The sequence below is a fragment of the Tessaracoccus flavus genome (genome assembly GCF_001997295.1).
Lineage (GTDB): Bacteria > Actinomycetota > Actinomycetes > Propionibacteriales > Propionibacteriaceae > Arachnia > Arachnia flava.
In genome coordinates this window covers 126,355-152,264 of the sequence record NZ_CP019605.1, presented here as the reverse complement: position 1 = coordinate 152,264, position 25,910 = coordinate 126,355, and the positions used below count along the sequence as shown (strand labels likewise).

Annotated in this window: 21 protein-coding genes and 1 tRNA gene; 17 read left to right on the top strand and 5 right to left on the bottom strand. The window is 67.7% G+C overall.

The genetic code is table 11. The features are described from left to right. Window positions 1–38 precede the first annotated feature (38 nt). The 11 genes from RPIT_RS00735 to RPIT_RS00685 all read left to right on the top strand — a co-directional run bounded on the left by RPIT_RS00735 (window position 39) and on the right by RPIT_RS00685 (window position 11,872). Complete coding sequence (locus tag RPIT_RS00735; RefSeq protein WP_077339597.1) at window positions 39–1,553, top strand: acetyl-CoA hydrolase/transferase family protein; 1,515 nt, start codon at window positions 39–41, stop codon at window positions 1,551–1,553. Between the two features lie 236 nt (window positions 1,554–1,789). Further along, window positions 1,790–2,959 (top strand): M20 metallopeptidase family protein, encoded by a 1,170-nt coding sequence (locus tag RPIT_RS00730; RefSeq protein ID WP_077339583.1) that lies wholly within the window; start codon window positions 1,790–1,792, stop codon window positions 2,957–2,959. A 61-nt stretch (window positions 2,960–3,020) separates the two neighbouring features. Beyond that, window positions 3,021–3,611: a MarC family protein gene (locus RPIT_RS00725; protein ID WP_077339581.1), complete on the top strand. Its 591-nt coding sequence runs from the start codon at window positions 3,021–3,023 to the stop codon at window positions 3,609–3,611. Between the two features lie 2 nt (window positions 3,612–3,613). Further along, the gene (gene ligD, locus RPIT_RS00720) at window positions 3,614–4,582 is read left to right on the top strand and encodes a non-homologous end-joining DNA ligase (RefSeq protein ID WP_077339579.1); all 969 of its coding nucleotides are present in this window, start codon (window positions 3,614–3,616) and stop codon (window positions 4,580–4,582) included. Window positions 4,583–5,111: 529 nt separating this feature from the next. Beyond that, entirely contained in the window at window positions 5,112–5,687 is a 576-nt protein-coding gene (locus tag RPIT_RS00715; RefSeq protein WP_077339577.1) for a hypothetical protein, read from the top strand. A gap of 24 nt (window positions 5,688–5,711) precedes the next feature. Then, window positions 5,712–6,284 carry a type II toxin-antitoxin system PemK/MazF family toxin gene (locus tag RPIT_RS00710; protein ID WP_077339575.1) on the top strand — a complete coding sequence of 191 codons (573 nt, stop codon included), beginning with the start codon at window positions 5,712–5,714 and terminating at the stop codon, window positions 6,282–6,284. 107 nt (window positions 6,285–6,391) lie between these two features. Then, a complete protein-coding gene (locus RPIT_RS00705) occupies window positions 6,392–7,405 on the top strand; it encodes a methionine ABC transporter ATP-binding protein (RefSeq protein WP_077339573.1) in 1,014 nt (337 codons plus the stop codon). Continuing rightward, window positions 7,402–8,082, top strand: a complete 681-nt coding sequence (locus RPIT_RS00700; RefSeq protein ID WP_077339559.1) for a methionine ABC transporter permease — start codon at window positions 7,402–7,404, stop codon at window positions 8,080–8,082. The genes RPIT_RS00705 and RPIT_RS00700 overlap by 4 nt, the downstream gene beginning before the upstream one ends. Before the next feature lie 85 nt (window positions 8,083–8,167). Continuing rightward, entirely contained in the window at window positions 8,168–8,971 is an 804-nt protein-coding gene (locus tag RPIT_RS00695) for a MetQ/NlpA family ABC transporter substrate-binding protein (RefSeq protein ID WP_077339557.1), read from the top strand. 471 nt (window positions 8,972–9,442) lie between these two features. Further along, the gene (locus tag RPIT_RS14795) at window positions 9,443–10,531 is read left to right on the top strand and encodes a polysaccharide deacetylase family protein (RefSeq protein ID WP_093664888.1); all 1,089 of its coding nucleotides are present in this window, start codon (window positions 9,443–9,445) and stop codon (window positions 10,529–10,531) included. 279 nt (window positions 10,532–10,810) lie between these two features. Continuing rightward, window positions 10,811–11,872 carry a GNAT family N-acetyltransferase gene (locus tag RPIT_RS00685; RefSeq protein WP_077339555.1) on the top strand — a complete coding sequence of 354 codons (1,062 nt, stop codon included), beginning with the start codon at window positions 10,811–10,813 and terminating at the stop codon, window positions 11,870–11,872. Between the two features lie 511 nt (window positions 11,873–12,383). Here RPIT_RS00685 and RPIT_RS00680 read toward each other — a convergent pair. After that, complete coding sequence (locus tag RPIT_RS00680; RefSeq protein ID WP_077339553.1) at window positions 12,384–13,049, bottom strand: HAD family hydrolase; 666 nt, start codon at window positions 13,047–13,049, stop codon at window positions 12,384–12,386. A gap of 119 nt (window positions 13,050–13,168) precedes the next feature. Here RPIT_RS00680 and RPIT_RS00675 point away from each other — a divergent pair, with 119 nt between their 5' ends. Further along, entirely contained in the window at window positions 13,169–14,152 is a 984-nt protein-coding gene (locus RPIT_RS00675) for a DUF368 domain-containing protein (RefSeq protein WP_077339551.1), read from the top strand. Window positions 14,153–14,382: 230 nt separating this feature from the next. Here RPIT_RS00675 and RPIT_RS00670 read toward each other — a convergent pair whose 3' ends face one another. Beyond that, window positions 14,383–15,276 (bottom strand): discoidin domain-containing protein, encoded by an 894-nt coding sequence (locus RPIT_RS00670; protein WP_162274454.1) that lies wholly within the window; start codon window positions 15,274–15,276, stop codon window positions 14,383–14,385. Window positions 15,277–15,476: 200 nt separating this feature from the next. Beyond that, window positions 15,477–15,547: transfer RNA gene (locus tag RPIT_RS00665), tRNA-Gly, on the bottom strand. Between the two features lie 70 nt (window positions 15,548–15,617). On the opposite strand from RPIT_RS00665, the gene RPIT_RS00660 reads away from it, so the two are divergent. Further along, window positions 15,618–18,362, top strand: a complete 2,745-nt coding sequence (locus tag RPIT_RS00660) for an FAD-binding and (Fe-S)-binding domain-containing protein (RefSeq protein WP_077339547.1) — start codon at window positions 15,618–15,620, stop codon at window positions 18,360–18,362. 888 nt (window positions 18,363–19,250) lie between these two features. Here RPIT_RS00660 and RPIT_RS00655 read toward each other — a convergent pair. After that, window positions 19,251–20,372, bottom strand: a complete 1,122-nt coding sequence (locus RPIT_RS00655; protein WP_077339545.1) for a 6-phosphofructokinase — start codon at window positions 20,370–20,372, stop codon at window positions 19,251–19,253. A gap of 197 nt (window positions 20,373–20,569) precedes the next feature. Here RPIT_RS00655 and RPIT_RS00650 point away from each other — a divergent pair, with 197 nt between their 5' ends. The 4 genes from RPIT_RS00650 (at window position 20,570) to ppgK (ending at window position 24,077) form a co-directional block, all read left to right on the top strand. Then, window positions 20,570–21,205: a DUF1707 SHOCT-like domain-containing protein gene (locus RPIT_RS00650; RefSeq protein ID WP_077339542.1), complete on the top strand. Its 636-nt coding sequence runs from the start codon at window positions 20,570–20,572 to the stop codon at window positions 21,203–21,205. Next, complete coding sequence (locus RPIT_RS00645) at window positions 21,205–21,693, top strand: PH domain-containing protein (RefSeq protein WP_162274453.1); 489 nt, start codon at window positions 21,205–21,207, stop codon at window positions 21,691–21,693. Before RPIT_RS00650 ends, RPIT_RS00645 begins: the two co-directional genes overlap by 1 nt. Window positions 21,694–21,830: 137 nt before the next feature. After that, a complete protein-coding gene (locus RPIT_RS15485) occupies window positions 21,831–23,237 on the top strand; it encodes a PH domain-containing protein (RefSeq protein ID WP_226996296.1) in 1,407 nt (468 codons plus the stop codon). Between the two features lie 69 nt (window positions 23,238–23,306). After that, entirely contained in the window at window positions 23,307–24,077 is a 771-nt protein-coding gene (ppgK, locus tag RPIT_RS15480; protein WP_226996295.1) for a polyphosphate--glucose phosphotransferase, read from the top strand. 184 nt (window positions 24,078–24,261) lie between these two features. Here the strand turns inward: ppgK and argS are convergent, their stop codons facing one another. Then, window positions 24,262–25,896, bottom strand: coding sequence for an arginine--tRNA ligase (argS, locus tag RPIT_RS00635; protein WP_077339538.1), 1,635 nt, complete (start codon window positions 25,894–25,896; stop codon window positions 24,262–24,264). Window positions 25,897–25,910 lie beyond the last annotated feature (14 nt).

Genomic DNA, 25,910 nt, shown 5'->3' with positions numbered 1-25,910 from the left:
TAAGGTGGGCCCCGCACCGCAATCTTCAAGGAGGACAGATGTCAGGTCGCATCCGCAGCGAGGCGTTCAAGAGCAAGGTGATGTCGGCTGTCGACGCCGCCGCGATCGTCGAGAACGGATGGAATATCGGCTTCTCGGGCTTCACCGGCGCCGGCTACCCCAAGGTTTTCCCGCCTGCACTTGCCGAGCGCATCCGCGAGGCGCACGCCCGTGGCGAGGAGTTCATGGTCAGCAGCTGGACAGGCGCGTCGACGGCTCCCGAGCACGACGGTGCTCTGGCCGAGGTCGACGGCGTCCGGTTCCGCGCCCCGTACCAGTCCGATCCGGTGCAGCGCGCCAAGATCAACGACGGCACGACCTACTACTCCGACATCCATCTGTCCCACATGCCCAACCTCGTCGCCCAGGGCTTCCTCGGCGACCTGGACCTGGCCGTCATCGAGGTCACCGCCATCACGGAGGACGGCGAGCTGGTGCCGTCGTCGTCGATCGGCGCCAACCGCACGTACATCGAGAAGGCCAAGCGCATCATCCTCGAGGTCAACGAGTGGCAGTCCGAGGGCCTCTTCGGCATGCACGACGTCTACTACCCGATCGGCAACCTGCCCCCGCACCGGCCGCCGCTGCCCATCACCTCCACGGGTGACCGCATCGGCACGCCCACGATGAAGATCGACCTGGACAAGGTCGTCGCCATCATCGAGACCGACGCACCCGACCGCAACACCCCGTTCAAGGACCTCGACGAAGATTCGCTGAAGATCGCGGGCTACTTCCTCGACTTCCTCGCTGCCGAAGTGAAGGCCGGGCGCCTGCCGGAGAACCTCAACCCGCTGCAGTCGGGCGTCGGCAACATCGCCAACGCGGTGCTCGCGGGCCTGCTCGAGGGGCCGTTCGAGAACATCACCTCCTACACCGAGGTGATCCAGGACGGCATGGTCGACCTGATCGACTCGGGCAAGCTGGCCGTCGCCTCGGCCACCGCCTTCTCGCTGTCGCCGACGGCGGCCGAGCGGATGAACGACAACGCGGCTCACTACGCCAAGAAGATCGTCCTGCGCCCGATGGACGTGTCGAACAACCCTGAGGCGATCCGCCGCATGGGCGTCATCTCCTGCAACGGCATGATCGAGGCCGACATCTACGGCAACGTGAACTCCACCCACGTGATGGGGTCGCGCATGCAGAACGGCATCGGCGGTTCGGGTGACTTCACCCGCAACGCCTTCTTCTCCTGCTTCGTGTCGCCGTCGACGGCGAAGGGCGGCGCCATCTCGGCGATCGTCCCGATGGTCAACCACGTCGACCACACCGAGCACGACGTGTCGGTCATCGTCACCGAGCAGGGTCTTGCGGACCTTCGCGGCCTGGCTCCCCGCCAGCGCGCCGAGAAGATCATCGAGAACTGCGCCCACCCGGATTACCGGGAGCCGCTGCGCGAGTACGTGAAGCTGGCCCACACGAAGGCCAACGGCATGCACACGCCGCACGACCTGCGCACAGCGCTGGGTTGGCACGTCCGCTTCCTCGAGACGGGGACGATGAAGGAGTGACCTGATCCGCGCGTTCTGATCCCCGGTCGGACCACAACGCCAACGGTCAGCGGCTCACGCCACCGAGACCCAGCGACGCCCGCGATATTTCGCGGGCGTCGCTTATTACTGTCGGCGTTCGGCCTTGTCCGTTGGCGTTTGGGCCGATCCGTTGGCGTTCCGGCTTCTTTGCTGGCGCGCTGGTACCAGGTTCGCTGGGGGCTAGCGGGCGGAGTGGATCTGCTAGGAATAGGTCCATGATCGATCTCATCGCCGTGCGCCGCGAACTGCACCAGATCCCTGAGGTGGGGCTCGACCTCCCCCGGACCCAGGAGGCTGTGCTCAAAGCTCTCGACGGCCTGCCGCTCGAGATCACCCTCGGCGAGTCCCTGACGAGCGTCGTCGGCGTGCTGCGTGGCGGCCGCGAGACGCAGGGCAAGCGCCCCGTCGTGCTGCTACGCGCCGACATGGACGCGCTTCCCGTCAAGGAACTGACCGGCCTCGACTACGCCTCCACCAACGGCAACATGCACGCGTGCGGCCACGATCTCCACATGACCATGCTCATCGGCGCTGCACACGAACTGTGCGCTCGGCGCGGCGAGCTGGCGGGCGACGTCATCTTCATGTTCCAGCCCGGCGAAGAAGGGGTCGACGGCGCCAGGTACATGCTCGAGGAAGGGCTCCTCGACGTCGCCGGGCCGCGTCCCGACTACGTGTACGCCATCCACGTCTGGTCCGCACTGGATCCCCACGGCGTGTTCTCCACGAAGCCCGGCACCGTCATGGCCAGCTCCGACATCGCGAAGGTGCGGGTGCTGGGCCGCGGCGGCCACGGCTCGACGCCGCAGCTCGCCGCCGACCCCGTACCGGCCCTCGCCGCCATCACCACCGGTCTCAACACCATGGTGACGCGTAATTTCGACGTTCAGAACCCGGTGGTGGTCACCGTCGGCCTCCTGAGCGCGGGCACCATCGCCAACGTCATCCCCGAGGAGGGGCGGCTGGAGGCGACGCTGCGGACCTTCGACACCGACGTGCGCGCCAAGCTCTTCCAGACGATCGAGCGGCTGGTCGACGGCATCGCCGCCGGCCACGGGGTGACCGGCGAGACCGAGTTCGTCGAGCAGTACCCCGTCACCGTCAACCACGACGCCGAGGCCGACGTCGTCGCCGACGTGGTGCGCGACCTGTTCGGGGACGAGCGCCACCGTCGCTGGGAGAAGCCGCTCGCCGGGGCGGAGGACTTCTCCCGGCTGCTCGAGGAGGTTCCGGGCTGCTTCATCGGGCTGTCGGCCTGCCCTCCCGACGCCGACCCGGACACGGCGCCCTTCAACCACTCGGCCTACGCCCGGTTCGACGACGCCGTTGTGCCCGACGGCGCCCGCCTCTTCGCCGAACTCGCGCTGCGCAAGCTCACCCCGTGAAAGCCGTGGGGGCGCACGCCGTACAGTTGAGCGCCGGCTCCAGAGAAGAGGTATCCCGACGATGACCATGTTGTCCGCTGCCATGACGTTCTTCCTCGTCATGGACCCGCTGGGCAACGTGCCCCTGTTCCTGGCGGCCTTGCGGAAGACGGCCCCTGAGCGTCGGCAGTGGGTGATCCTGCGCGAATGTCTCATCGCACTCGCGATCATGGTCACGTTCCTCTTCGTCGGCCGATTCTTCCTCGAGCTGCTGCACATCGAGAACGCCTCGCTGCAGGCCGCCGGCGGCGTCATCCTCATGCTCATCGCCGTCCGCATGATCTTCCCCACCCCCGAGCGTCCGCTGCATGAGCCCATGACCCACGACGAGCCGTTCATCGTGCCGCTGGCGGTGCCCTACGTCGCGGGCCCGTCACTGCTCGCCGTCGAGGTGGTGCTCGTCAGCCAGAACCCGAGCGGTTGGCCGATCTTCCTCGGCGCCCTCATTGCGGCCTGGCTGGTCGGCACGCTGATCCTCTACTCGTCGGGTTTCCTGCGTCGGGCCGTCGGGGAGCGGGCCCTCATCGCCGTGGAGCGACTGATGGGCATGATCCTGGTCGTGCTCGGCGTGCAGATGCTCTTCGACGGCATCGACACCTTCTTCACGAGCTGACCATGCGCCCGATGCTCGCCACCCCGACGTCCACCCCTGGCCAGCCGCCGACGGGACCCGGCTGGGTGCACGAGGTGAAGTGGGATGGGATCAGGGCGATCGCCACCATCCGCGACGGGCAGGTTCGGTTGACCAACCGCAACGAAGGCGACATCTCCGTCGCCTACCCGGAGGTGGTGCGCGGCGGTGCGGGACTCCCCGACTGCACGATCGACGGCGAGCTCATCGCCCTCGATGATCAGGGCCGGCCGAGCTTCCACGTCATCGCCCACCGGATGCACGCCAGGAACCCGACGCGGATCGTCCGGCACGCAGCCGAACGCCCCGTCACGTTCGTCGCGTTCGACCTGCTCGAGCTGGGCGGGCGGCGCCTGACCTCGTTGCCGCTCACGGAGCGACGCTCCCTGCTCGAAACGCTCGACCTCAACCGCCCAGCGTGGCAGCTGTCGGATCTCTTCGACGACGGCGACGCCCTCGCCGCGCACACCCGCGAGGCGGGGCTGGAGGGGATCCTCAGCAAGCGTGCAGACTCGCCGTACCTCGAGGGCGTCCGCAGCCCGCACTGGGTGAAGACACCGCACCGCTCCGAGATGATCGCGGTGATCGGCGGCTGGATCCCCGAGACCGACTCCCCTGGCAAGCTGGGCGCGCTATGGGTCGGCCATCCCTCCGACGAGGACACCTTCGAGGCGAACCCGGTGCTCTACCCGGTGGGGCGCGTCGGCTCCGGGCTCGGCCACGCGCAGCGCGACGTGCTACTCCAGGTGTTGAAGGACACCGAGCGCCCCACCCCCCCGTTCGACCCAGCCCCGACCGGCCCCGACGCGCGCCGCTCCCGCTGGGTGGAGCCGATGCTCTGCGTCCACGTCCGCTACCTCAACGTCACCCCCGACGGCGTCCTGCGCCAACCGGTGCTGCTGGCACTCCGCCCGGACATCAGCCCTGTCGCCGCTGCGACCACGGTTCCCTGAGAAAAGAGCAAGGAATGAGGGACCGCCCCAAAACGCCTCCCTCACTTGGAAGTGGGCTTCTCTCTTGCCCACTCTGAAGGGGTGAGTTTGGTGACACGCGCGACCATAGTGGTCGTACATGTCGCTGAATGGCACCTTTCGGGACGTGCCGCCTTCCCTCCCCACGATGCCGGAACAACGGGGAAGCTGAGTAGCGGCCGCGAGGAACGAGCAACCGCCCCGAACGTCTCCCTGAGTAGCGGTCGCGAGGAACGAGCAACCGCCCCGAACGTCTCCCTGAGTAGCGGTCGCGAGGAACGAGCAACCGCCCCGAACGTCTCCCTGAGTAGCGGTCGCGAGGAACGAGCAACCGCGTATCGAAGGGCTCGCGACACGACCGCTCACCCCGGTGCAGTGCGACGTCGAGGGACGCCCCTCGATACGGTCGCTCGTTCCTCGCTCCCTACTCGGGGAAACGGAAGGGAAACGTCGCTCGTTCCTCGCGCCCGCTACTCAGAGACATCTGTCGTGCCTCGCGTAGGCTGGTGGGGTGACCGAGCCGAAGCAGATCGCGACTCTCCCCCCCAACGAGGAGATTCGCCAGGAGGTGCCGCGCAGCCCGCGCACAGGGGAGCCCCCTCGACCGGTCCTCGTCGCGATCGCCGCAGTCGCCCTCTACCTCGCAGCCGCCGCGCTCGCCGTTGTCTACGGCATCCGCTGGTGGGAGGCCGCCCATCCCGAGACCTACCCCACCTCCGCGCGCCTGCTCGAATGGGTGCAGCCCGAGCCGGGGAGATGGCTGTCCCTCGCGCTCGAGGGCGTCTTCGCGGGCGCACTGGTCCTCGCAGCCGGAGCCTGCGGCGTCGTCGGGTTCCAGGCATGGAACGGGTGGCGCTGGTCTCGGTGGGCGGGCCTGGTGGCGCTCGGTTTCGTCGGCGGGTTCGTCGCCATCGTCGACGACTGGGCTTTCGTGGGGCTCGGTCTCGCGGCGATCGGGGTGACGCTGCTGTTCCTGCCTCCCGTCACGCGATACTTCCAGCGCTGGGCCGCCGTTCGCGCCGAGCAGCCGGCCCCTTACCGGCGGCCGTCGCAGATCCACTACGGCAGGCTTCCCCGCTTCCGTTGATGTTCGGGCCGCTAGGCTCGACGCATGGCTCGACATCCCCTCGTCAACGGTTTGACCCGGATCCTGCGCGACGTCGCGACCCGCGCCGTGGATCGCGCAATTCAGAACAACCGTCGGTCTGCCCGCCGCACTGACGCAGGCGATGCGCCCGGCAGGAGGCCTCAACCACGCCGAGACGCGCGACGTCAGACCACCGGGTACCCGGGCGACTACGAGCAGAGGCCGTCGATCGTCTACAACCCGCACAAGGACGGCGAGCCGGACCCAGGCGAGATCGTGTGGACCTGGGTGCCCTACGAGGAGGACTACTCCCAGGGGAAGGATCGTCCCGTGCTGCTCATCGGGCGCGACGGCGACTGGCTGCTGGGCCTGCAGGTGACGAGTCAGGACAAGGACGATCACCGCGAGCGCGAGGCTCGGGCCGGGCGATATTGGATCAACATCGGTACCGGTGCGTGGGACCACGAGCGGCGCGAGAGCGAGGTGCGGGTCAACCGCATCATCCGCATCGATCCGGACGCTGTGCGACGGATCGGCGCCATCCTCGACGAGCAGCGGTTCAACACGGTGGCCAGCGAGGTCGAGCGCCACTACTGAGCCTGAGCCTTTCTCTGTCGGTGAACAACGGACCTCCCGATGCGGGAGGAAAGGGCTCGTGCTGATTCAATATTGAACGTCTGCAGACGGAAGAGGCGAACCAGCACATGATCACAGTGACCGACCTGACAAAGGTCTACCGCCAGGGCAAGCGCGAAGTGCGCGCGCTCGACGGTGTGTCGCTGACCGTCCCGGAGGGCTCCATCCACGGGATCATCGGCCACTCGGGTGCAGGCAAGTCCACGCTGGTGCGCTGCCTGACTCTCCTCGACCGCCCCACCTCCGGCCGGGTCGAGATCAACGGCGTCGACCTCACCCAGGCTCGGTCCGACGCGCTGCGCACGGCCCGACGTCGGATCGGGCTGGTCTTCCAGCAGGCCAACCTCTTCGACTCGCGCACGATCGCGGACAACGTCGGCTACCCTCTCGAGCTGATCGGCGTCGACAAGGCCAAGCGCGCCGAGCGCGTCCAGGAACTGCTGGGTCTCGTCGGGCTGCCCGACTCCGGCGACGCCTACCCGGCGCAGCTCTCGGGCGGCATGCGGCAGCGCGTCGGCATCGCCCGCGCCCTCGCGTCGGACCCCGACGTCCTGCTTTTCGACGAGCCGACCTCGGCGCTCGACCCGAAGACCACCAACGAGATCCTCGACCTCATCTTGTCGCTCAAGCACCTCGGCAACCTCGCGGTGCTCGTCATCACGCACGAGATGCACGTGGTCAAGCGCATCTGTGACTCCGTCTCGCTGCTCGACGCCGGCCGCATCGTCGAATCCGGCCCGCTCGTCGACGTCGTCAACACGCTCGACGGCCGGCTGGCCGAGGCGCTGCTGGGCATCCCCGCGCACAACCCGGTCGACGAGGTCGGGGGCACGCTGGTGGACGTGCTCAGCTCCGGGTCCAAGGCGGCGACCCCGGTCGTCGCGCACACGTCGCGGATCGTCGGGAGCGAACTCAACATCGTCGCCGGCAGCGTCGAACACCTCGCCGGTGCGACGTTCTCGCACCTTCGCATCTCCGTCCCCGACGGCACGGACCCGCAAGACGTCATCGACGAGCTGCGCCGCCAGGGCGCCGACGCCAAAGTGACCGACCCGCGCGACCTGCTGGAGGAACAGGCATGATCCTCCTCGACACGTGGCTCAACAACCCAGCGCTGCAGAAGGCGCTGCTGCCCGCCATCTGGGAGACCCTCCAGATGGTCGGCATCTCCAGCGTGGCGACCGTCCTGCTCGGGCTACCGCTGGGCGTCGTCCTCTACACGACGGCGAAGGGCGGGCTCGGCGAGAACCGGGCCCTCAACGCCGTGCTGTCCGGCGTGGTGGTCAACATCACAAGGTCGATCCCGTACGCCATCTTGATGCTGGCCCTCATCCCGGTAACGCGCTGGCTCGTCGGCACCTCGCTCGGGCCGTTGGCCGCGTCGGTGTCGTTGGCCATCGCCGCGATCCCCTTCTTCGCCCGGCTCGTCGAGACCGCGCTGCGCGACGTCCACTCCGGCAAGCTCGACGCGGCGCACGCGATGGGGTCGACGAAGATGCAGTCGGTCACCAAGGTGCTGATCCCGGAGGCGATGCCCGGCATAGTCGCCGGTATCACCACAACGGTGGTCACGATCATCGGTTACTCGGCGATGGCCGGCCTGATCGGCGGCGGGGGCCTTGGGCGCCTTGCCTACAACTACGGCTTCCAGCGCTACGAGCTGGACGTCATGGCCATCACGATCGTCGTGATCGTGGTCATGGTGCAGCTGGTCCAGTGGGTGGGCGATCTGATCGCCCGCCGCGTCGATCATCGCTAAAGACTTCCTCCGGAAGACCAGCCTCTCGAGGCTGGGTCAGAAGAACGGCCAACTTGTTGTTGGCCCCGAGCAAAGGAACATTCCTGTGCGAAAGATTCTCATCACCCTGGCTGCCTCGTTGGCAGCCACCCTGTCCCTGACCGCCTGCGGCGCGGACGACTCGACGCTGGTGGTCGGCGCGAGCCCGCTGCCCCACGCGAAGATCCTCGAGTTCGTGCGCGACAACCTCGCCGAGGAGGCGGGGATCGAGATCGAGATCCGCGAGTTCGATGATTACGTGCTGCCCAACGAGGCCCTGGCCTCGGGCGACATCGACGCCAACTACTTCCAGCACCTCCCCTACCTGGAAAACCAGATGGAGGAGAAGGGCTACGAGTTCGCCCACGGCGAGGGCGTCCACATCGAGCCGCTGACGCTGTTCTCCGACCGGCACGCGACCGTCGAGGACATCCCCGACGGCGGCACCGTCGTCATCACCAACGACGTGTCGAACCAGTACCGCGGCCTCAAGCTGCTGGAGTCGTCCGGTCTGCTGACCAACGTGCCCGAGGGCGCGACCGTGCTGACGCTCACCGACGCTGAGAACCCGAAGGGCCTGCAGTTCGAGGAGACCATGCCCGAGGTCGTCGTGCAGCAGCTGACCGACCCCGCCGTGGACGCGGCCGTCATCAACGCCAACTTCCTGCTCAACGCGGGGCTGAAGGCCGACGACGCGCTCGCCGTAGAGGCGGTCGAGGGTAACCCGTACGCCAACGTCCTGGTCTGGGAGGAGGGCACCGACAACGCCGCAATCGCGACGCTCGACGAGCTGCTCCACTCGGCCGAGGTGGCCGACTTCATCAAGCAGGAGTGGCCGAACGGGGACGTCATCCCCGGCAACGCCGAGTAAGGATTTCCTCTCGAGGGCCGCCGCTGATCGTCAGCGGCGGCCCTTCGGCGTCTCTGGCCCCTGAGCAGCTCGCGAGGAACGAGCGAGAGTCCGTCGAATCGGTCCCTGAGCAGTGACGAGCGCAAGAGCTAAGGAACGTCCGTCGAAGGGTGGTCCCTGAGCAGCTCGCGAGGAACGAGCGAGCGTCCGTCGAAGGGTAACGACCTCGCGACCTTCCGCCGCCCCCGACCACCAGGGCAGCGACCACACCCCAGGCCGCAACCCTTCGACAAGCTCAGGGACCACGGAGGGACAAGCTCAGGGAACACGGAGGGACAAGCTCAGGGACCACGGAGGGACAAGCTCAGGGACCACGGAGGGACAAGCTCAGGGAACACGGAGGGACAAGCTCAGGGACCAGGGCCGGGACCATAGGAGAAAACCGTGGTCAGGCCTAGGCTGTCCTATCGGCAGTTTTGGAAGGTTTCGATCATGCTCCGCTCCCTCTTCGGGCTCGCACTCGCGACCCTCATCGCTCTCGGCGGGGCGTTTGCTCCACCCGCCGCGGCTGACATCGACGTCTACTCCACCCCGGGCGAGCACACGATCAACGGACGCCAATGGCGAACCTGGTGCGAGCCCTACTCTCAGACGGCACGGTGCCGCACTGAATTGGTCGTGGCCGGCAAGTGGACCTTCAACAACCTGACCTATCTGCCGTCGCCGAAGAGCCTCTGGGTGGGCAACCCGCTCGCCGAGCCCGGGGAGCACACCATCGGCGGCCGCCTCTGGTACACCGAGTGCGAGACCCCGGCTACGGGCCGCAACGGCTGCCGCTCCTACATCTGGAGTGGGGACCGCTTCGTGTTCAACAACCTCGTGCGGTTCGGAGTCATACCGAGCAATCTGGAGGAGCTGTACGTCTACCGGCCTCCGGCAGACCCCACTCCCCCGACGACGCCACCTACGAGCCCGCCGATCACGAACTACAGCATGTACAAGGGCCCGAATCCGACCAGCCGGGTGACGCTCACGTTCGACGACTGTCCGAACTCGCTCAGCGCGTTCAAGACCACCGCGGCCGCCGCACGGGACCTCGGCATCTCCCTGCAGCTCTTCCCCACGGGCAACTGCATCACGTCGGGGAAGTTCGACCCGGCTTACGCCCGCTCGATGGGTCACTATGTGTTCAACCACTCGGTCAGCCACCCGAACCTGACCACCCTCAGCTACGACGCGGTGCTTCGGCAGCTGAGCGCACCCGGCGTCGTGACCACCTACGGCCGCCCTCCGTACGGCGCCTGGAACGACACGGTCAAACGCGCCTACGACGCCAAGGGCATGCGGATCTGGCTGTGGAACATCGACACTAACGACTGGCGCAGCAAGACCACCTCGCAGGTGGTGAGCTACGTCGTCGCCAACGCGAAGCCCGGCAACTCCGTGCTCATGCACATGCAGTGGAACGGCTTCAACGGTCCGGCCCTCAAAGCGATGCGCGACGGCCTCGCCGCGAAGGGCATCGGCGTCTGCCGCAACCAGGGCCCGACTGAGGTGAAGCCCGCCAGCCTGATCTGCTGAGCTCTCGCCCCTGCGTCCAGGCGGGCGAGACTTGAGCAAATAAGACGGGTGAACGAATAGCAACGGCGTTACACCGGCGTGTCGCAGAGTTGACCCATCTCACTTGCTCAACTCGCACCCCGGTCCGGCGGAAAACCGTTGCGTGCCGCCGCGACGTGTGGCAAGGTTTCGCCCATGATGATCAGGAAGTGACGCGTCCCACCGTGCCTCGCGATGCCTCGAGTTCACCTCGGCATCCGTCTTTCCCTGCACCCATCCTTCTCACCCCAAGGCGCACTCATGCTCACCATTACCGAAATTTCCCTGCCTGAAACCGTCGACGACGACTGGCGCGAGTACCAGCGCATCGACAGGGCCCACTACCACGAGCTGATCGGCGGCCCCGAGTGGGACGTCACCGACGAGGCCGCGCTCACCGCTGCGCGGGCCGACTCCGAACACACCGTGCGTCGCTACCTGGCACGCCTCGACGGCGAACCCGTCGGCAACGCGCGGTCGAGGGTCAACCTCGTCGACGAACCCGAACACATCATGGTCTTCGTCCTCACCCTTCCTGAGTTCAGGGGCCGCGGGATCGGCACGGCGCTGGCTGAGCGCATCCGGGCGGATTCCCCCGGTTTCACCTGCTACCAGGCCTGGGCCGAGTGCCCGATCCCCGGCGACGGCGTCGCCACCATCAGCCCGCCCAGTGGAGCCGGCGCCCTCCCGGCGGATCACCCCGCAGTTCGCCTCGCGTTGCGGTACGGATTCAAGCTGGGCCAGGTTGAACGGGTGAGCCGGTACGACTTCGCCAACCCTCTGGTGGATCCGGCAGAAGCGCTCGCCGAGGCGCGTGCCCACGCTGGCGACGACTATGAACTCATCGCCTGGGAGGGGGCTGCCGGCGACGACATCCTCGACGACCTCGCGACGCTTCGGCAGCGGATGGCCACGGACGTGCCCGCGGGTGATTTGACCGTCGTCGAATGGCAGTGGGACGCCGAGCGCATGCGGCGCTCGGACCAGGAGCGGCTGCTGACCAACCGGATGTTCCGGACCGTCGTCCGGCATCGCCCCAGCGGCACCTTGGTGGCATTGAATGAGTTGATGCTCGACAGGTCCAACCCCGACGCCTTCGTAGACCAGTGGGACACGATCGTGCTGCCGGAGCACCGGGGTCGTCGGCTGGGGATGCTGGTGAAGGCGGCGAACCTCATCGCCGTCAAGCAGGCAGTGCCGCAGGCCGTGTCCATCGTCACGTGGAACGCGGAGGAGAACCGTCACATGCTGAACGTCAACGAGGCGCTGGGGTACTACCCCATCCTGGTCGAGGGGGGCTTCGAACTCCGCCCCGAACGCTGACCCCCTCCCCGTCTCCCCCTATCTCCCCGAGTAGCGACCGCGAGGGACGAGCAGCCGCCCACTCCATCTCCCTGAGTAACGACCGCGAGGGACGAGCAGCCGCCCACTCCGTCTCCCTGAGTAACGACCGCGAGGGACGAGCAGCCGCCCACTCCGTCTCCCTGAGTAACGACCGCGAGGGACGAGCGGTCGCGTATCGAAGGGCTCGCAACATCATCGCCATCCCTAGTCAGCGGTTATTTGCGGCACGCCCTTCGATACGGTCGCTCGTTCCTCGCTCCCTACTCAGGGAGACGAAGCGGGCGGTCGCTCGTTCCTCGCTCCCTACTCAGCTTTCTGGCCGTGCCGGCACCGTGGGTGAGGGAAGGCAGGCGTCCCGAAAGGTGCCGTTCAGCGACATGTACGACCACTATGGTCGCGCGTGTCGCCAAACTGACCCCTTCAGAGTGGGTATAGAGAAGCCCCTTCCAGGTGAGGGAGACGAAGCGGGCAGTCGCTCGTTCCTCGCTCCCTACTCATGGAGACGGGAGGGGCCGAGCAGGAGCGCCGTCACCTCTTCAGCCGTGTCGACGACATACTCGGCCTCGGCGAGCTCGTCGCGAGTCGCGGCGCCCGTGGTGATGCCGAGCGCGGGCATGCCAGCGGCGTGGGCCATCGCCACATCCGACGACGCATCGCCGACGTACCAGGTCTCCCCCGGCTCCGCGCCGAGATGCTCGAGCGCCTTCAGCGCCGAGTCGGGATGAGGCTTGCCCCGCTCCACGTCGTCGGTGGTCACCAGCACGTCCACCAGATGGCTCAGCTCCGTGATCGTCAGCAGATGCTCCGCGGCCAGCCGGCCCTTGGCGGTCACCACGCCGATGCGGAAGCCGGCGTCGCGCAGGTCCGCGAGCATCTCCCGCACGCCGGGCAGGACCAGTCCGGGCCCCACCTCGTTGACCGCGAGGTGCAGCGCCGCCCGGTACTCGTCGATCACGGTGTCGCGGTGGGCTAGGTCCGCGAAGTCGTGCAGCTCGCCCATGGCGTCGAGGATCGGTCGACCGATCAGCGGGTAGACGTCGCGCGGCACGCAGGCGATGCCATGAGCGTTGAGGGACGCGCTCATGTGCTCGGCGATGAGGGGGACGGTGTCCGCCAGGGTGCCGTCGAGGTCGAACAAGGCTGCCTTCACGCTCATGCCCCGACCCTACCCGGAGTCGACTGAGCGCCGTCGGGCGGCTGGAGCCCACCGCTCGGAAGTTGGCGGGGGTGGAGAGCGGTACGTATCGTGGGGACGCACGCACCCAGGAGGACCCTATGGCCAACCCCGCCCCGCGCCCGACGCCGACATCACCGGTCAACCGACCAGACTCGGTCGGCCAGTGGTTCGCGCGCCTGGCCAAGGGCATCGCCGTAGGCGTCGGCGCGATCCTTCCAGGCCTGTCGGGCGGGGTGCTCGCCGTGATCTTCGGGCTCTACGACCCGCTCATCCGATTTCTGGCCAACGTCACCAGGAACTTCCGGCGCAATGTGATGTTCTTCATCCCCGTCGGGATCGGCGTGGGGCTCGGCATCCTCGGCTTCTCCGCCGTCGTGGCCAAGGCCTTCGAGACGTACGCCGCTCACTTCACGTGCCTGTTCATCGGCTTCGTCATCGGCACGTTCCCGTCGCTCTATCGCCAGGCGGGCAAGCAGGGGCGCTCCGGCGTCCACTTCGGGATTCTCGGCGCAGCCGCCGCGGGTATCTTCGTGCTGATGCTGCTGGGCGGCAACGCGCTCATCCAGGTGACGCCGAGCATCCCGGTGTGGTTCGGCTCGGGCGCGCTCATCGGCCTCGGCCTCATCGTCCCCGGCATGAGCCCATCGAACTTCCTCATCTACTTCGGCCTCTACGACAAGATGGCCGAAGGCATCAAGGACTTCGATTTCGGCGTCATCATCCCGCTGGCGCTCGGTGTTGTCGCCTGCGTGCTCGTCCTGGCGAAGGGCGCGGCCTGGCTCTTCGACCGGTACTACGCCGGCGCCTACCACTTCATCCTTGGCATGGTGGTCGGCTCGTCGCTGGCCATCTTCCCGACGGTGGTGTTCCCCGCCTTCACTGACGAAGGCCTGCGCGAGAGCGGGCTCAGCCTCGGCGGTTCCGTGGCGTTCGCCGTCGCCATGCTGGTGGTCGGCACCATCGCCTCCTATCTGTTCAGCCGCGTCGAGGCCCGCTACGAGGCCAAGCGCGAGGCGATCGAGAAGGCGGCCAACGTCGATCCTGACGAGCAGAACCCGGTCGAGATCGCTGTGCGCAACTGACCCTCAGCACTCGTCCTGAAAAAGCGATGTGCCAAGGCCCATATAGCGCCGGCAGCACGTTTTCTCAGGGTGAAGCGGGGAAGACAGCCACGGCCGTCACCCTTCGACAAGCTCAGGGAGCACGGAAACCAAGCTCAGGGAGCACGGAAACCAAGCTCAGGGAGCACGGAGGACGAGCTCAGGGAACGAAGAAGAGGGCCCCGCCGCGCGAAGCGACGGGGCCCTCCCCTTCAGCGATGACCGATCAGCTGGGTCGGAGCATCACCATGTTGTTGAACACCCACTTGTTCTCCTGGCCGAACGTGTAGCCACCCCCCGGGCTTCGGGGATGCGTTGTACACGGTGGTCCAGCGGAACGTGCGGCACGTGTTCTTGCCGGTCAACGCGGTGTCGCACTCGGTGCGCCACCTGGAGCCGTCAGTGGCGGTCCAGGTGCCGGTGTAACCGAGCGGGTTGTTGGCCCACTGAGCACGGGTCATGAACGGCAGGTACGTCAGGTTGTTGAACGCCCAGCCGACCGGATCGGTGGGATCGACGCCGGAGTCGGTGGCGGTGTCCGCGTTGAACTCCGCCAGCGTCGCGACCTGCTCCACGGGGGAGATGGGATCGGATCCCTTGGCGCCGCCCCACGAGCTGAGGTACACGACCTTCGCGCAGGTGGCGTCGACGGGCTCATCGAGCGTGATGGTGCGCACCTCGGAGTACGTGGCCACCTCGCCGGGGAACGAGCCCTCGGCGACCTTGGCGTAGGTGGCGGTCTCACAATCGCCGACGGCGGTGTGCAACTCGTATTCATGGACGCGACCGGAGCCGTTCGACGACTGACGCGGGGTCAGGTGCACCCGGCCGAGGCTGACGGCCTCGTCGGCGAGCTTGACCGTGATGTGGTGCGGCAGCGGATCGATGCCACCTTGCCACTTGGTGTGCCAGTAGGTGTCGATGTTGCCGTCGAGCGCCAGTTCGCCCGGGCCGTTGGTGCCCTCGCCCGTCAGCTCGACCGAATCGACCTCGACGACCGACATCTGGTCTTGACTGATCGGCGTGTACTCGTACGCCGCATTGGCGACGGTCTGCGGGAAGGCCAAGCCCGCCACCGCCAAGGCGGCAGCGGCTGAAACCGCCACTAACCGCCGTGTTGTCACTCTGGACATCTGTGTCCCTTCGCTAGGTGGTGCCTACCCCCCGACGGGCAGACATTCGTTGACGCTTGCACACTAACTTTGGGGTGTTGGGAAGTCCCGCCCGTAAGGCCATTCACTCGTTGCAGGTGAACGTTTCGCCGATGACGTAGAAAAGGCGCGGGCCTGGGCCCGCGCCTTCATCGAGCGGGCGACGGGAATCGAACCCGCGTGTTCAGCTTGGGAAGCTGACGCTCTACCATTGAGCTACGCCCGCGTGCGGCCTAGATTAGCAGCCCTTCAACGCGGTGACGATTTCACCTCACCCCCACCTATAGGCTGATCTCGTGACCAGTGCCACCATCGGTCGCGACGATCGCGCAATCACGAGGTTGGCGCGCGCGCACGACGCGTCGCACTTCCTGCTGACGCCGTCGTCGGTGGCAATTCCGCAGACTGCGGAGGACGTGGCGGAGCTCATGATCGAGGCCCGCCGGAGGCGGATGCCCATCACGTTTCGAGCCGGAGGGACCAGCCTGTGCGGGCAGTCCGTCACCGACGGGATGCTCGTAGATGTGCGACGGTCCTTCCGCGACATCGAGGTTCTCGACGAGGGCTTGCGCGTGCGAGCAGGGGCGGGCGCGACGCTGGCCGCCGTCAACGCGCGGCTGCGCCCGTACGGCCGACGCCTTGGCCCCGACCCCACCAGCGAGATCGCCTGCACCATCGGCGGCATCGTCGCCAACAACTCCAGTGGCATGCTCGCCGGAGTGGAGTCCAACAGCTACCACACACTGGACTCGATGGTCTTCGTGCTCCCCAGCGGACGCGTCGTCGACACCGCCGACCCGACGGCGGACATGACGCTCCGACTGGACGAGACGGCGCTGGTCGGTGGCCTGCACATGCTTCGCACGCGGCTCCGCACCAACCCCTCCTCCATCGCAGACATCAACCGGCTGTTCGCGCTCAAGAACACCATGGGCTACGGCATCAACGCGCTGCTGGAGTTCCACAGGCCGGTCGACATCATCCCGCACCTGCTCATCGGGAGCGAGGGGACGCTCGGCTTTGTCGCGGAGGCGACGTTCCACACGGTTCCCCTGGCCGCCCACAGCGCGGCGGCCCTGGCGCTCTTCCCCACGCTCGACGACGCCGCCTCAGCCGTGCCGGGGCTGGTCGAGCACGGGTTCGAGGCCATCGAGCTCATGGACGTCGCCTGCCTCAGGGTGGTCCGGGACCAGCCGACCGCCCCCGCGCTCCTGCGCGAGACCGAACTGACCACCCAGGCCGCACTGCTGATCGAGCTGCACGACGTCGACGAATCCGCCCTGGCCACCCGGGTGGCTGCCGCGGAGGAGGCGCTCCGGGAGCTCGAGGTGGTCGACCGTGTCGAGCTCACCACCGAGGACCAGGAGCGAAACGCCCTGGTCGAGCTGCGCCGGGGCCTCTACGCGCTCGTGGCGGGCGCCCGCACGTCGGGGACCACAACGCTGCTCGAAGACATCTGCGTGCCGCTGGAGCAGTTCGCCAGCATGTGCAGAACGCTGGACGAGCTGTTCATGAAGTTCGGGTACGACATCCTCGACGTGCCCCTGTTCGCCCACGCCCGCGACGGTAACATCCACTTCCTTCTGAGCGAACGGTTCGACGAGCAGGCCGGGCTCCTGCGCTACCGCCGGTTCGCGCGGGCCCTCGTCCGGCAGGTGCTCCGCCACGGCGGCGTCCTGAAGGCCGAGCATGGCACCGGGCGCGCGATGGCGCCGTTCGTCAACGACCAGTACGGCGACGAGCTGTACGACGTCATGCGCGAGATCAAGCACCTGTTCGACCCCGCCGGGGTGCTCAATCCCGGCGTGATCATCTCGGAGGATCCCGACATCCACCTCAAGCACCTCAAGCTCATGCCCACTATCGAGCCCGAGGTGGACCAGTGCATCGAATGCGGCTTCTGCGAGCCCGGGTGCCCGTCACGGGATCTGACGCTGACCCCCCGGCAGCGGATCGTGCTGCGGCGCGAGCTGACCGCCAGGCGCGACGACCGGGAACTCGTGGCCCAGGTGGCCGCCGACTACGAGTACGAGGCGATCGAGACGTGCACGGCAGCCGGCATGTGCGCGGTGCACTGCCCGCTCGGCATCGACACGGGGGAGTTGGTGCGCAACCAGCGCGCGGAGCGGGCACACGGCGTCGAGAAGCGCGCGTGGAACCAGGCTGCGAAATCCTGGGGGCTGGCCACCCGGATGGGGTCGGCGGCGCTCACCTCCGCCAAGTCCGCCGGACCTATTGCGTCCGTCGTCGCGAAGGCCGGCCGTAAGGCGCTCGGGAGCGACGCCGTCCCGACGGTGGACCGCGATCTCCCCGCCGGCTCGGGCCTGCGCCGTCGACCGAAACTGCGGGACCGACGAAAGGGAGGGGTGGCGGCCTACTTCCCCTCGTGCCTCCAGACCATGCTGCGCTCCCCCGGCCAGGGCGTGTTCTCCGCCCTCGACGAACTCTGCCGACGGGCAGGCGTCCCGGTGCGTCTGCTGGATGCGGCGGACCTGTGCTGCGGTGCCCCCTGGAAGTCCAAGGGCCTCGTCGACGGCTACGAGACCATGCGGGAAAAGGTCCGCGGTCAACTTCGCTCACGCGAGGGCATGACGGTGGTCTGCGATTCGTCGAGTTGCACGGCGGCCCTGACGGAGATGGCGGAGTACTGGAACGCCGACGTGCTGGACGTCGTCGTGTTCGCCGCCCGGGAGCTGCTCCCACGGCTGACGGTGACCGCCCCCATCGACTCCATCGCCCTGCACCCCACCTGCACCTCCTCGCGCTTGGGGATCAACGACTCGCTCTTGGCGATCGCCGAGTTCATTTCCGACGACGTCGTGGTGCCCGCGAGCTGGGCCTGCTGCGGTTTCGCGGGAGACCGTGGCCTGTTGCACCCCGAGCTCACGGCCAGCGCCACCGCCGAGCAGGCAGCGGAAATCGGTAGCAGGCAGTTCGCCGCCTATGCCTCCTGCAACCGCACGTGCGAGCTCGGGATGAGCCGTGCCACGGGACAGCCCTACGTGCACGTCCTCGAACTGCTCGCGCAGGCCACCCGCTGATCCGGGGCCAACGAGCGCCCGTTGTCCCGTCTCCCCGAGTAGGGAGCGAGGAACGAGCGCACGTCTGTCCCGTCTCCCCGAGTAGGGAGCGAGGAACGAGCGCCCGTCCGTCCCGTCTCCCCGAGTAGGGAGCGAGGGACGAGCGCCCGTCTGCCCCGTCTCCCCGAGTAGGGAGCGAGGAACGAGCGCCCGTCCGTCCCGTCTCCCCGAGTAGGGAGCGAGGGACGAGCGACCGTATCGAGGGGCAGCCCACAAGGTAGGCCTGACCCTGGGTCCGCGGTCTTGTCACGAGCCCTTTGATACGCGGTTGCTCGTCCCTCGCACCCGCTACTCAGGGAAACGAACGAGTCGCACTCCACCTTCCCCCGTCTCCCCGGGCGAACAACCAGCCCCAATTACGTCTCCCCGTTTAGGGAGCGAGGAACGAGCGACCGTCTGTCCCGTCTCCCCGAGTAGGAGCGAGGAACGAGCGACCGTATCGAGGGGCAGCCCACAAGGTAGGACTGACCCTGGGTCCGCGGTATTGTCACGAGCCCTTCGATACGCGGTTGCTCGTCCCTCGCACCCGCTACTCAGGGAGACGTTTGGGGTCACCTCTCGTTCCTCGCGGCCGCTACCCGAAAGGTGCCATTCAGCGACATGTACGACCACTATGGTCGCGCGTGTCACCAAACTGACCCCTTCAGAGCAGGGGCGAGCAAGGACCCTTCGATACACGGCCGCTCGTCCCTCGCGGCCGCTACTCAGGGAGACGTAGGGGTCACCGCTCGTCCTTCGCGGCCGCTACTCAGGGAGACGTAGGGGTCACCGCTCGTCCCTCGCAGCCGCTACGCAGGGAGACGTAGGGGTCGCCCCTCGTCCCTCATGCCCGTCAGGGAGACGGGCGGGTCAGTCCCCGAGGCCGGTTCCAACCGCGCGGGCCGCCTTGATCCACGCGTGGTCAACGGGCACGGTCTTGAGGTTGCCCGCCACATCGGAGAGGGGCACTGGCACCGCCTCGCCCGATTGCGAGGCGACCGTGATGCCGAACTCCTTGTCAGCCACCAGCGCTGCGCCGGCCGAACCAAGCAGGGTGCCGAGCATGCGGTCGTGCGCGTCGGGGGTGCCCCCGCGCTGCACGTAGCCGAGGATCGTCACCCGCGACTCGAGTCCCGTCGCCTCCTCGAGGGCGGATGCCACTTTGAAGGCATTGTCGCGGTGGGCGGCCTCAATGGAGTCTCGATGCTTGGTCGCGGCAGCCTTCTCCTCCGGCGCCGAGGCGCTCTTGCGGAGCGCCTCGGCTGCGGCGAGATCAGCGGTGTCCTGTTCGTCGCGCGCCCCTTCGGCGATCGCGATGACGGAGAAGCTCCGGCCGGACTTCGCCCGGCTGTGCACCGACTCGGCGACCGACTCGATCGAGTAGGGGATCTCCGGGATGAGGATGATGTCGGCACCGCCCGCGACGCCGGACCCGAGGGCCAGCCAACCAGCCTTGTGGCCCATGATCTCGGCGATGATGACGCGGTGGTGCGAGTGCGCCGTCGAGTGGAGCCGGTCGATCGCGTCGGTGGCGATGCCGAGCGCCGTCGAGAACCCGAAACTCGTGTCGGTGTGCGCGATGTCGTTGTCGATGGTCTTGGGCAGGTGGATGACGTTCAGGCCCGCCTTTGCGAGGCGGTTGGCGTTCTTCGCCGTTCCCCCACCTCCGATGCAGACGAGCGCATCGAGCTTGTTCTTCTCGTAGTTCTCGACGATCGTCGGGACCATGTCCACCGTCTCGCCGTCGATCACCATGCGGTGCGGCTTGTCACGCGAGGTCCCCAGAACCGTGCCGCCGACGGTGAGGATGCCCGAGAGTGCCGCGGAGTCGAGCACCCGCCAGCGGTCTTCCGCCAACCCCCGGATCCCCTGCTCGAAGCCGATCAGTTCCATCCCGTGCTGCCCGATCGCAGCCTTCCCGAATCCCCGAATCGCAGCGTTGAGCCCCGGCGAGTCCCCGCCCGCCGTCAGAATGCCAACCCGCTTCGCCATAGCCTGCTCCCAGCTCTCGATCCTGCTGCCAACCCTAGTGCGGGCTGCCGTCGAGAGGGGGCAGTCGACGGCAATCCCGACCGGCGGATCTGGAGTCGACTACGCCACCAGATCTGCCGATCGAGGGCTGCTGGACAGGGTCGGGGCGGGGTTTCACCCGATGAGCCGATGGTCTGAGCGTCAGTAGACTCAGGGGTATGCCGAACGTTCCCGACCGCCTCGAAGTGCTGCGCTGCGCTGACCAAGACCGCGAGGTGGTCGCCCAGCTGCTCAATACCGCCTACACCGACGGCAGACTCACCATCGACGAGCACACCGACCGGATCGCAGCGGCCTACGACGCCAAGACGTTCGGCGATCTCAACCGGCTGACCGTCGATCTCGTGCCCCCTCCCACTCCCCGCCCGGCCCACTTCGCGCACCCCGTGAGCCACAACGGAGCCGGTCCCGTCGCCCCCGGCGCCTACACCGGCGGCAACGCGATGCTCTCGACGCTGAAGCCCGGCGTCATCGGCTGCCTCGCGCACGACGTGACGCTCAACGCGTGGCTGGGAGAGATCCGCCTGGACCTCGTCGGCACCGCGTTCGCCAGCCGCTCCACGACACTGCGGCTGGGCGGGTTCATGTGCGACATCAAGATCCGAGTGCCCGAGGGCGTCACCATCAACACCAGCGGCCTCACCTCGGTGCTGAGTGATTCGAAGATCGATGGGGTGGTCGGCCATCCGGACGGGGTGGTGCTCAACCTCGTCGGCACCATCGTTATGGGCGACGTCAAGGTGCTGGGACCCCAATGCCGCAACCCGCGCCGCTACGAGAGGTTCGTGCGTTGATGGACGATCTGTTCGCCCCTCCCGGAACGCCCTGGCAACGCCTCTCCCCCAACTACCTCAAGATGAAGCTCATCCTGATCCCCGTGGTCTGGCTCCTGCTCGCGGCACCGGCGCTGTTGGTCGCCTTCCTGTGGGGGCCGTCGTGGGCAGGGTGGGCGGCGGTCGCCGTCGTCGCCGGCTGGATCGCGTGGCGCATGCTCCGCGCACCGCTCGTGTTCAAGCGGTGGGGATACGCGGAGCGCGACGAGGACGTCTACCTGACCAAGGGCCTGGTGTTCCGCCAGCTCGCCTGCGTGCCGTACGGCCGGATGCAGCTGGTCCAAGTCAGCTCCGGACCGTTGCAGCGCGCCTTCGGGCTGGCCTCCGTCGAGATGATCACCGCCTCCAGCCAGGGCGGTATCGCCATCCCGGGTCTTCCCGCCGACGACGCAGCCGCCCTGCGCGACCGCCTGATCCGGCGGGGCGAGACCCAGCAGGCCGGCATCTGATGCAGGGTCCCGATCCGGAGCCCCCAGCCGACGCGCCCAGCTTCGTCCCGCCCGCCGACTCGGCCCAATCCCCCCGGCGGTGGCCACCGCCCGACCCACCGACGGCGGCTTGGCCCCCGCCGTCGCCACCCGGCCCAGTGGCCACCGACCAACCCTCGACCAGCACATCCCCGGAGTCTGCGCCGACCCCCGCGGAGAAGGTCGTCGAGCGCCCCAGCCCGCTCACCGGAATCGCCCACAGCGGCATCGTCCTCGCGGGATCCGTCGTGCTGTTCGTGCGCGAGATCAGCGAGAACGGTCTGAGCGATCTCACCGGCATGGCAGTCGTGGTCGGCGTCATCGCGCTCGGGTCGGCCCTCATCGCTTTCGGTGCTGGCATCGCAGCCTGGCGGACCACCACGTTCATCGTCGACGACGAAGAGTTCCGTGTCGAGCGCAAGTTCCTGTGGACGTCGTCGTCGCGGGTCGACTACACCAAGGTGCAGTCCGTCGAGATCAACCAGCCGTTCATCGCCCGGCTCCTGGGCCTCGCGAAGGTGCAGATCGACGTCGGAGGCGCCGGGGGGGTCGCCCTGTCCTTCCTCACCCTGAGCCGCGCGGAGGCGCTGCGCGAGCACATGTTGGCGCGGATGCGTCGGGCCAGGGCAGTCACCCCGGTCGGAACTCCGCAGGGCCCTGCCGTCCCCGACGGCGAGGCCGCCTCCGGCCCTCCGGAGACCGCCCTGGCCGAGGAGCCGGAGGTCCTCGTGCACGCCGTCCCGGTGCACATCCTGTTCCTCGGCACCCTGGTGTCCTCCACCGCCTTCAGCCTCGGCACCGCCGCGCTCATCCTGCTCGCCCTCTACATCTGGCAGGACACCGGCTTCACAGTCCTCGGCGCACTCGTGGCGGTGGCGGGCTGGCTGTGGGCCAACATCGGCAGCAACTGGGGCTTCACCGTCACTCGGCGCGGAGACACGCTCCGCGTACGCCGCGGACTCACCTCCACCGCCACGCAGGGCCTCCGACCGGAGCGCATCCAGGGGATCAGCATCAGGCAGGACCTGTTCCAGCGCCTGACCGGGCTCTACCGGGTGCGCGTCAACGTTCTCGGCATGGCCGGCCAGTCCGGCGACGACGGCAAGGTGGACACGAGCGTCCTCCTCCCCTTCGGGAGTTGGGACGACGTGCTGAAGATCCTCCACGTCGTCTGGCCGCACGTCGATCTGTCCGAGATCCAACCGCATCCACAGCCAGGCCGCGCCCGCTGGCTCACCCCGCTCAGCCACAGCGAACACACATGGGGCGTGGGTCGCGACGTCGTCGTGGCGCACCACGGTCTGATCGAACACACTCTGACGATCGTCCCGCACGTGCGGATGCAATCGCTCAGCCTGCACCAGGGGCCTCTGCAGCGGCGCCTCCGACTGGCGAGCGTCGCTCTCCACACCACCGACGGACCCGTGTCGTGCCGCCTGTACCACCTCGACGAGCACACGGCCAGGCAGGTCTTCTTCGAGCAACTCGAACGCGCACAGGCAGCTCGGAGCGCGGCCGGGGGCTGACGAAGCTCCGCGGCGCGGAACTGGAACCAGACATCGATCGACCGGTGCCCACCCGGTAGGCTTCCACCCATGAGCATCTTTTTGGGCATCGACGTTGGCGGCTCGGGCATCAAGGGCGCGCCCGTCGATCTCACGCAGGGCGACTTCGCCGCTGACCGGCTCCGCATTCCGACGCCGGCCAAGTCGACGCCGAAGAACGTGGCCCAGGTGATCGGGGAGATCATCGAGGCCTTCTCCGACGAGATCGGCGACAACCCCGTCGGGCTGACGATCCCCGCGCCCGTGGTCCACGGCCGAGTGCCGTTCATCGCCAACCTCGACCAGAAGTGGGCGGGGCTACAGGCCGACGAGTACTTCGAGGACGCGCTGGGCCGCCCGATCACGCTCGTCAACGACGCCGACGCCGCGGGCCTGGCCGAGGTGCACTTCGGTGCCGCCAAGGGGCACGAGGGCCTCGTCATTCTCACCACGCTGGGCACGGGAATCGGGTCGGCGATCATCTACCGCGGGGTGCTCATCCCCAACGCCGAGCTGGGCCACGTCGAGCTCGCCGGCTACGACGCGGAACGGCGTGCGGCGTCGTCGATCAAGGACAAGGAGGGCCTCTCCTACGAGGAGTGGGCCACCGAGCGCCTGCAGCCCTACTACGCGCACCTCGAGATGCTGTTCTCCCCCGACCTGTTTGTCGTGGGCGGCGGCGTCTCCAAGGACTGGAACCAGTTCGGCGATCTGCTCAACCTCAAGACCGAGATCATCCCCGCGAAGCTCCGCAACCGTGCCGGCATCATCGGCGCCGCGCTGGCGGCCCAGGACGCGCAGGAGCACCCCGACCTGCAGTGATCGGTCCCTGAGCCTGTCGAATCGGTCCCTGAGCCTGTCGAAGGGTAACGGCCCAGTTCCCTGCCGCCGCCCCTAACCACAGGGCGGCGACCACAGTCGCGGTCGTGACCCTTCGACAAGCTCAGGGATCAAGCACGACCAAGCTCAGGGATCAAGAACGACCAAGCTCAGGGATCAACGATCGTCACATGCGCTCGGGGGCGTCGATCCCGAGGAGGTAGAGGCCCTTCGCGAGCACCTGCTGGGTGGCTGCGCAGAGCGCGAGCCGGGACGCGCGAACGTCACCTTCGGATTTGAGCACGGGGCAGGCCTCGTAGAACGCGGAGAGGCCTCCGGCCAGATCGTAGAGGTAGCCGCAGAGCTTGTGCGGTGCCAGAGTCTGCGCCACCTCGTCGACGACGTCGCCGAACCCGCTCAGGAGCAGCGCCAGCTGCTGTTCAGCCGGCTCGTCGAGGACGCTCACCGAACCCCAGTGGATGCCCTCAGCCTCGGCCTTGCGCAGGATCTGGTTGACGCGTGCGTGGGCGTACTGGAGGTACGGCCCGGTGTCTCCGTGCGTCTGCACCATGCGGGAGGCGTCGAACGCGTAGTCCTTCTGCAACCCGCTGCTGAGGTCGGCGTACTTGATGGCGGCCAACGCGATGTTGGGCGCCGCTTCTGCCTCCGCCATGTCGAACAGCGTGTTGAGCGGTACCGCGGTGCCTTCGCGGGTGGAGAACTTCTTGCCGTCGGCTCCGAGCACCTGCCCGAACCCCACATGCTCGGCCTTCACGTCCTGCGGGAGGTAGCCGGCCAACCGGGCGACGGCGAAGACCTGCTCGAAGTGGAAGGTCTGCGGGGCACCCACGACGTAGATGATGCGGTCAGCGCCCAGCGTGTTGACGCGGTGCCTGATCGCGGCGAGGTCGGTGGTGGCGTAGCCGTAGCCGCCGCGCTGGTTCCGGATGATCGCCGGCGCGTTGAAGCCGTCGACGAACACCACGAGTGCACCGTCGTCGACGGCCGCGATCCCACGGTCCTCGAGGTCGGCGGCCACGACGGGCAGATCGTCGTTGTAGGTCGACTCCCCCGCGATGTCGTCGTCGGTGAGCAGCACGTTCATCCGGGCGTAGGTCTCGTTGAAGCCGGCCACGGAGATGTCGATGAGCTGCTGCCAGATGCGCCGGGTCTCCTCGTCGCCGGCCTGGAGCTTGACGACGCGGTCGCGGCTGCGCGTCGCGAACTCCTCGTCCGACTTCAGGTGCTCGTTGGCCCGCTGGTAGAGCGCCTCGGCCCCCGGCAGGTCGAGAGTTGCGGGGTCGAGGCCCTCCTCCAGGATCTGCTCGACCAGCATGCCGAACTGCCTGCCCCAGTCGCCCACGTGGTTCTGCGGAATGACGGTGTGGCCGAGCGCGGAGAGCACCCGGTTGAAGCAGTCACCGATGATCGTGGAACGCAGGTGGCCGACGTGCATCTGCTTCGCGACGTTGGGCGACGAGTAGTCGATGACCACCCGCTGCGGGTAGCGGGCGGGGTTGATTCCACCGTTGGGGTCTTCCAGGAGCGCCGTCGCCGACGCGGCCAGCACGTCGGTGCGCATGCGGAAGTTGATGAAGCCCGGGCCGGCGATCTCGAGCGGCTCGCACAGATCGTCGACGTCCAACCGCTCGACGATGTCGGCCGCCACCTCGCGGGGCGGACGACCCTCCTGCTTGGCGAGCCGGAGCGCGACGTTGGACTGGAAGTGCCCGAACTGCGGCTTGGTGGCCGGACGCATCTCGGGGTCGACGCCGGTCAGGTCCCGGAGGCGGGCGTCGAGGAGCGCGGGGAGAGACTGCATGGGCGCCATTGTCT